The sequence below is a fragment of the Bradyrhizobium sp. PRIMUS42 genome (assembly GCF_023006515.1).
Taxonomy (GTDB): Bacteria; Pseudomonadota; Alphaproteobacteria; order Rhizobiales; family Xanthobacteraceae; genus Bradyrhizobium.
On the sequence record NZ_JALBGZ010000288.1, the window covers coordinates 1 to 7,394 of the forward strand.

The 7,394-nt window shown below is 63.9% G+C and carries 7 protein-coding genes; 3 read left to right on the forward strand and 4 right to left on the reverse strand.

Annotated elements, in window-relative coordinates; all coding sequences use genetic code 11:
- Both MOV75_RS20795 and MOV75_RS20800 read left to right on the forward strand, forming a co-directional pair.
- On the forward strand, positions 1 to 682 hold a 682-nt coding region (locus MOV75_RS20795; RefSeq protein ID WP_247006510.1), incomplete at its 5' end, for a CHAT domain-containing protein.
- A gap of 286 nt (positions 683 to 968) precedes the next feature.
- Entirely contained in the window at positions 969 to 2,585 is a 1,617-nt protein-coding gene (locus tag MOV75_RS20800; protein WP_246928495.1) for a phosphoenolpyruvate carboxykinase, read from the forward strand.
- 168 nt (positions 2,586 to 2,753) lie between these two features.
- Here MOV75_RS20800 and MOV75_RS20805 read toward each other — a convergent pair whose 3' ends face one another.
- From MOV75_RS20805 to MOV75_RS20815, 3 genes are all read right to left on the reverse strand, one after another.
- Positions 2,754 to 3,569, reverse strand: a complete 816-nt coding sequence (locus tag MOV75_RS20805; RefSeq protein ID WP_247006511.1) for an acyl-CoA thioesterase II — start codon at positions 3,567 to 3,569, stop codon at positions 2,754 to 2,756.
- Between the two features lie 4 nt (positions 3,570 to 3,573).
- Positions 3,574 to 3,942: a hypothetical protein gene (locus tag MOV75_RS20810; protein ID WP_246928507.1), complete on the reverse strand. Its 369-nt coding sequence runs from the start codon at positions 3,940 to 3,942 to the stop codon at positions 3,574 to 3,576.
- A 70-nt stretch (positions 3,943 to 4,012) separates the two neighbouring features.
- Positions 4,013 to 6,529 (reverse strand): glycogen/starch/alpha-glucan phosphorylase, encoded by a 2,517-nt coding sequence (locus MOV75_RS20815; RefSeq protein ID WP_246928517.1) that lies wholly within the window; start codon positions 6,527 to 6,529, stop codon positions 4,013 to 4,015.
- A 207-nt stretch (positions 6,530 to 6,736) separates the two neighbouring features.
- Between MOV75_RS20815 and MOV75_RS20820 the strand changes: the two genes are divergently transcribed.
- Positions 6,737 to 6,970, forward strand: coding sequence for a hypothetical protein (locus tag MOV75_RS20820; protein WP_246928518.1), 234 nt, complete (start codon positions 6,737 to 6,739; stop codon positions 6,968 to 6,970).
- A 36-nt stretch (positions 6,971 to 7,006) separates the two neighbouring features.
- On the opposite strand, the gene MOV75_RS20825 is transcribed toward MOV75_RS20820, so the two are convergent.
- On the reverse strand, positions 7,007 to 7,394 hold a 388-nt coding region (locus MOV75_RS20825; protein ID WP_247006512.1), incomplete at its 5' end, for a LysR substrate-binding domain-containing protein.

The window sequence follows — 7,394 nt, forward strand, 5'->3', positions numbered from 1 at the left end:
CGCGCGCAGCATCGCGACGAGCGCCTATACCGATTTCTGGCGCGGCGCCGGCGTCGATCGCGCGCAGCTTGCGAAAGCGCTGCCGCAACTGCCCGATACCGCCGACGAGCTGAACGCGGTGGCGAAGGACATCGGCGCCACAGATGCCGACATCCATCTCGGCCGCGATGCCAGCGAAACGACGCTGAAGCGTGCAGCGCTTGCTCAATACGGCATCGTCTACTTTGCCACCCATGGCCTCGTTGCCGGCGACGTCAAGGGACTGGGTGAGCCCTCGCTTGCGTTGTCCATTCCCGATCAGCCGTCGGAGCTCGACGATGGTCTTCTGACCGCGAGCGAGGTGGCCCAGCTCAAGCTCAACGCCGATTGGGTGGTGCTGTCCGCCTGCAACACCATCGCCGGCGACAAGCCCGGCGCCGAGGCGCTGTCGGGATTGGCGCGTTCGTTCTTCTATGCGGGTGCCCGCGCGCTTCTGGTCTCGCATTGGGCCGTGGATTCGGAAGCCGCCACCCGCCTGACGACGTCGACTTTCGACCTGCTCAAGAAAGAACCAAAGATCGGTCGTGCCGAAGCCTTGCGCCGCGCGATGTTGACGTTTGTCGACGACACCTCGTCGCCGCGCAACGCCTACCCCGCGATGTGGGGGCCGTTCGCACTGATCGGCGAAGGGGAGGTAAGATAAGAAGACGCCACAGGGATTGTGCGTCGCAATAACCGGAAGTAACACGCAAACAGGCATTTGGTTGCGCGATCATTCGTGATTTTTTGATGTACCTGCTCAGGGCTGACATGCGCGACGTTTGGCGCGGTCCTTGAATAAACCAAATCCTACGGGATCAGCTTGGCAACGCCAGCGTTCATCATTATTAGGTCGCCCAGCCGAGGCCGGATGGCCTATTATTCACGGTGACCGCGACGGCGCCAAAGCATGATCGCGCTGAGTGTCGCGGGTTCTAGGAGGATTTTTCGTGCAAGAGACGGGCGTGCGCAACGGTGCCTTCGGCGCCGACAAATTCGGCTTAAAGAATCTCAAGCAGGTTCACTGGAACCTCGGTGCGCCGCAACTCTATCAATACTCGCTCGCAGCGGGCGAGGCGGTGTTGTCTGCCGACGGCGCGCTCTGCGCTGACACCGGTGAGTTCACCGGCCGCAGCCCCAAGGACAAGTTCACGGTGCGTGACGCCACCACCGACAAGAAGATGTGGTGGGCCGGCAACCAGTCGATCACCGCGGAGCAGTTCGAGACGCTCTACCAGGACTTCCTCAAGCACGCCGAAGGCAAGAGCCTGTTCGCGCAGGATCTCTACGGCGGCGCCGATCCGGCCTACCGGATCAAGACCCGCGTCTTCACCGAGCTCGCCTGGCATTCGCTGTTCATCCGCACGCTGCTGATCCGCCCCGAGGCGGTCGAGCTGTCGAGCTTCACGCCGGAGCTCACCATCATCGACATGCCGAGCTTCCGCGCCGATCCGAAGCGCCATGGCTGCAAGTCGGAGAACGTGGTCGCGATCGATTTCGCCCGCAAGATCGTCCTGATCGGCGGCTCCTACTACGCCGGCGAGATGAAGAAGTCGGTCTTCACCACGCTGAACTATTACCTGCCCGAGCGCGGCGTGATGCCGATGCACTGCTCGGCCAATGTCGGCGCCAAGGGCGACGCGGCGATCTTCTTCGGGCTATCAGGCACCGGCAAGACCACGCTGTCGGCCGATCCCAACCGCACGCTGATTGGCGACGACGAGCATGGCTGGGGCCCGAACGGCGTCTTCAATTTCGAGGGCGGCTGCTATGCCAAGTGCATCAAGCTGTCGCAGGAGGCAGAGCCCGAGATCTACGCGGCTTCGACGCGCTTCGGCGCGGTGCTCGAGAATTGCGTGCTCGACGATGACACCCGCGTGGTGGATTTCGACGATGGCTCCAAGACCGAGAACACGCGTTCTGCGTATCCGCTCGACTTCATCCCGAACGCATCGCGCACCGGCCGCGCGCCGCAGCCGAAGAACGTGGTGATGCTCGCCGCCGACGCCTTCGGCGTGCTGCCGCCGATCGCCAAGCTCACGCCGGCGCAGGCGATGTATCACTTCCTGTCCGGCTACACCGCCAAGGTCGCCGGCACCGAGCGCGGTCTCGGCAACGAGCCGCAGCCGGAATTCTCGACCTGCTTCGGCTCGCCCTTCCTGCCGCTCGATCCATCCGTCTACGGCAACATGCTGCGTGACCTCATCGCCCAGCACAATGTCGATTGCTGGCTGGTCAACACCGGTTGGACCGGCGGCAAATACGGTGTCGGCTCGCGCATGCCGATCAAGGTGACGCGCGCGCTGCTGACCGCCGCGCTCGACGGCTCGCTTCGCAACGTCGAATTCCGCACCGACAAATATTTCGGCTTCGCGGTCCCGACCGCGCTGCCGGGCGTGCCGAGCGAGATCCTCAACCCGGTCAACACCTGGAAGGACAAGGACGAGTTCGACAAGACCGCCCGCGCGCTGGTCGGCATGTTCCAGAAGAACTTCGCCAAGTTCGAAGCCCAGGTCGACGCCGAGGTGCGCGCCGCCGCGCCGGACGTGAAGCTCGCGGCGGAGTGAGGCACTAACGTTTGAAATGCAAAAGGGCGGCCGCGAGGCCGCCCTTTTTGTTTGTGGGTATAATCTCTCCATGCGTCATTGCGAGCGTAGCGAAGCAATCCAGAATCCCGCCGCGGAGACGGTCTGGATTGCTTCGCTGCGCTCGCAATGACGAGATCGTGGAAGCAGCTAGGCTTTGAAATACGCGATCTGCGTGCTGGTCGCGAGCAGCCTTCCGTTCGGCGACCACAGCTCGGCATTCTGGTCGGCGTAGCTCTTGTGGAGGATCTTTGCGTCTGCCGTCGCGAGCACGCGCGTGACGTCCTCCGCCGCGAGCTCGTCGCTGTCGGTGTGGAAATACGTCGTCAGCGACACCGTGCCGAACGGCACCAGCGCGCGCCGCGCGTGGAAGACGCGGCCGAAAAAGGCGTCCGACATCGACATCAGCGACAGCATGTCGAGCTTGCGCGGCGTGCGGTCGCTGATCCAGAGCTTTGAATAGGTGCCGGCGAGCTCGGCCTGCGGCGGGCCGATCCGCATCTCGCCCTCGACGAAGCGGAATTCATACTGGTTGGCCCAGGACGCCGCGATTTTTGGAAACGGCAGCGTCTGCTCGAACGGCTTGGTCTCAGGATATTGCGCCACCCTGTGCTCCCAGGACGGCCGGCGCTCGGCGAACACGGCGGTGGCAAGCGTTGCGACCTCGCCGCCGCCCTGCGACAGTTCGACGCTCCAGTGCTGGCTGGAGCGGTTGGCCTTCACCAGCCGCAGGTCGAGATCGAACGGGCCTTTCGCGATCGGCGCGCAGTAATTGACGGTCAGCGCCAGCGGCTCGCCGGCGCGCTCTGGATGCTCGATCAGCGCGCGCAGGATGGTCGCAGCCGTGGCGCCGCCGAACGGACCGACAAAGGCCCAGTAATCGTCGCTGGTGTGCCCCTGCCAGCTGCTGTCACCCGCGGTGATGCGGGTGGCGTCGTCGAATGGGTGCGGGAGCTTGGCGTGCATTGGATTAGACCTCTACTGAGCTTCCGTCCCAACGACGAAACTCCATCGTCTCATCACCAGGGCCATACTGCTGCGAACTCAAAACGTCGTCCGCCGGATCATCTGTAACCCAGGCATCCGCGATCGAGCCCCCTATGCGCTTCAGCGCAATGATGCTCTTGCCGCTGGTCAGGTCGGCAACGAAGTCGTCGATGGCAGTTTCCTCGTCCTTTCCTGAAAGACTGGCAAGGATGCTGCCGTGCGTGTGCCAGGGGAAACCGTCAAAACCCAGCGTCCAGTCCCCATCGGGACATATGACCAGCAATCGAAGCTGCCCATCCGGGCTCATATACTCGCCGACAGGCACGATCGACTCCGGCCAGAAAAAGCTCAAGCCGTAATATGATTGCTATCCTGCCAGATCAATAACCTCGCAGGTAGCGCCGCTTCCACGCCGCGGAAAATCAGCCTGCTACGTCGCGCAAATTCGGAAGCTGCGGCGTGGTCGGATTGACCGGCACGTTCCAGATCTCCTCGGCGTATTCGCGGATGGTGCGGTCCGAGGAGAACCACGCCATGCGCGCGACGTTGAGGATGGAGGCGCGTGTCCAGGCCGGCGAGACCAGCCAGCGCGCATCGACTGCGCGCTGAGTCTCGTAATAGGAATCGAAATCGGCGCTGACCATGTAATGGTCGAGATAGCGCAGCGCGTGCGCGATCGATTCGAAGCGGCCGGGATCGCCGGGCGAGAACTCGCCGGCGCCGATCGCATTGATGGCGCGCTGCAGCTTCGGCGAATTGCGGATGACGTCGGAGGCGTCCAACCCCTGCTTGCGCCGGATCATCACGTCGCCGGCCTCCATGCCGAAGATCGCGATGTTCTCCGCGCCGACATGGTCGCGGATCTCGATATTGGCGCCGTCGAGCGTGCCGATGGTGATGGCGCCGTTGAGCGCCAGCTTCATGTTGCCGGTGCCGGAGGCTTCCATGCCGGCCGTGGAGATCTGCTCGGAGAGGTCGGCCGCGGGAATGATCACCTCGGCCAGGCTGACATTGTAGTCGGGCAGGAAGACGACCTTCAGCTTGCCGCCGATCGCGGGATCGTTGTTGACGACCTCCGCGACGTCGTTGATCAGTTTGATGATCAGCTTGGCGTAGCGATAGCTTGCCGCCGCCTTGCCGGCGAAGATCTTCACCCGCGGCACCCAATTGCCGTTGGGGTCGTCCTTGATCGCCTGATACAGCGCGACCGTCTCGATGACGTTGAGGAGCTGGCGCTTGTATTCGTGGATGCGCTTGATCTGCACGTCGAACAGCGCGTTCGGATCGACCTTGATGCCGAGCCGCTCGCCGATCAGGCGCGCCAGCACGGTCTTGTTGTGGAGCTTGACGGCGCGGAATTTCTTCTGGAATTCGACGTCGCTGGCGCGGGCCTCGATCAGCGAGAGTTGGGTCGGATCGTCGAGCACGGCCTCGCCGCAGGTCTCGCGCAACAGATCGGTCAGCTTCGGATTCGCCAGCATCAGCCAGCGGCGGAAGGTGATGCCGTTGGTCTTGTTGGTGATGCGGCCGGGATAGAGATGGTTGAGGTCGTGGAACACGGTCTCGCGCATCAGGTCCGAATGCATCCCCGAGACGCCGTTGATGCGGTGCGAGCCGACGAAGGCGAGCTGGCCCATGCGCACGCGGCGCCCGCTCTTCTCGTCGATCAGCGATACCGAGGCACGGAAGTCGATGTCGCCCGGGCAGCGCGCCTCCGCGAGCGCCAGATGCTGCACGTTGATGCGGTAGATGATCTCCAGATGCCGCGGCAACAGCCGCTCGAACAGCTCGACCGGCCAGGTCTCCAGCGCCTCGGGCAGCAGCGTGTGGTTGGTGTAGGACAGCGTCGCGACCGTGATCTTCCAGGCCTCGTCCCAGCGGAAATTGTGCAGGTCGACCAGGATCCGCATCAGCTCGGTGACGGCGAGGCTCGGATGGGTGTCGTTGAGCTGCACCGCGACCTTCATCGCGAGGCTGCGAAGCTGCCCGTCGGAGGTCAGGTGACGATTGACCAGGTCCTGCAGCGACGCGGAGACGAAGAAATATTCCTGGCGCAGGCGCAGCTCGCGGCCCGCCGGGCTCTCGTCGTTCGGATAGAGGAATTTGCAGATCGCTTCCGCGCGCGACTGCTCGGCGCTGGCGCTGACATAGTCGCCCTTGTTGAAGGCGTCGAGCTTCAACGGATCGGGCGAGCGCGCCGACCACAGGCGGAGCGCGTTGACGTGCTGGCCGCGCCAGCCGACGATCGGCGTATCATAGGCGATCGCCTGCACGGTCTCGCCCGGATGCCAGATCGCGCGGTCGCGGCCCTTGTCGTCGACATGCTCGACGCCACCGCCGAAATGAATGTTGTAGATCACTTCCGGCCGCTGCAATTCCCAGGGATTGCCGAAGCCGAGCCATTCGTCCGGATATTCCTGCTGCCAGCCCTGATTGATGATCTGGCGGAACAGGCCGTAATCGTAGCGGATGCCGTAGCCGATCGCGGGGATCGACAGCGTCGCCATGCTTTCCATGAAGCAGGCGGCAAGCCGGCCGAGACCGCCATTGCCGAGCGCCGCATCCGGCTCGCATTTGCGCAAGTCGGGCAGGGAGACGCCGAGGTCGCCGAGCGCAACCTCGAAGATTTTCAGGAGCCCCATATTGTTGAGCGCGTCGGTGAACAGGCGGCCGATCAGGAATTCGAGCGAGAGATAGTAGACGCGCTTGCGCCCCGCATCGTAGCTGCGCTTCTCGGCGCTGAGCCAGCGATGCACGATGCGGTCGCGCAACGTCAGCGCCGCGGCCTGGTACCAGTCGTGCTTGGTCGCCATCCCTGCGTCCTTGCCGATGGCAAGGCGCAGCTTCGCCAGGATCGCGCCCTTGATCTCAGCCAGCGCGAGTTCGTCGATGGGCTGCCCGGGGGCGGGAAAACTGGGCTGGAACGATTGATCTTGCAAAGCCGTCACTTCCTGGTCGAAAGAACACTACTCACCCTACGCGTCTTGCCCCTGCACCGGAATCGTCATCGGCGCGGCCGTGCACTGCGCTGGCGTCAATTTATGCAAGGAACGGGCCGCTTTGGGAACCCGGACGAGCACGGAGAAACCCGGGATTCGGTGCTAGATTGCGGATCAATTCAGCCCTCAGTGTGGAGGAACATCTTCATGAGACTGCTGATCGAAATCGCCGCGGCGGCCCTGCTCGTCATCTGCATCACCGCCTCCAGTGCCGCGTTTGCCGCCGGCAAACCCGGTCGTAGCGCCGACGGCCTGAGCTGCGGCTTCACGGTCCCGCAGAACGCGTCGCCCGCGGCCCGCTGCGCTGCCATCAAGCGCCAATGCGGCGGCAGGTTTTATGCGAATGCGTGCGGCGACAGGCTGATGTCGGCGGCGAATTGAGCGGCGGGCGGCAAGCCTCGCGAATTCAAGCCGCCTTCAGGCCGCCTTGGCCTGCACCGCATCGCAAAACTCGGCGAGACGATCCGCAAGCCGCAGCGTTGCCGGGCTCGCATCCGGCGAAGCCATCAGTGCGACCTCGGTCTTGTTGATCGGCGCAAAACCTTCCTTCGCCGTCAGCACGCGATGGTCGGCCTGGATCGACATCTCCGACAGGATGCTCAAGCCCATGCCGGCGGCGACCGCGGCCTGGATGCCGGAAAGGCTCGATGAGGAATAGGCCATGTGCCAGGCACGGCCGACGCTTTCCAGCGCGTGGATGGCGCCGGCCCGGTAGAGGCAGCCGGTCGGAAAGCCGATCAGCGGCACGGACGCGGCGTGAACGTCGACCGGATGGCTCTTGCTGGTGACCCAATGCACCCGCTCC

Bases quoted from the DNA above. Each gene is read 5' to 3' on its own strand.
- MOV75_RS20805 (WP_247006511.1), bottom strand. From the start codon at position 3,569: ATGCACGCCAAGCTCCCGCACCCATTCGACGACGCCACCCGCATCACC.
- MOV75_RS20820 (WP_246928518.1), top strand. From the start codon at position 6,737: ATGAGACTGCTGATCGAAATCGCCGCGGCGGCCCTGCTCGTCATCTGC.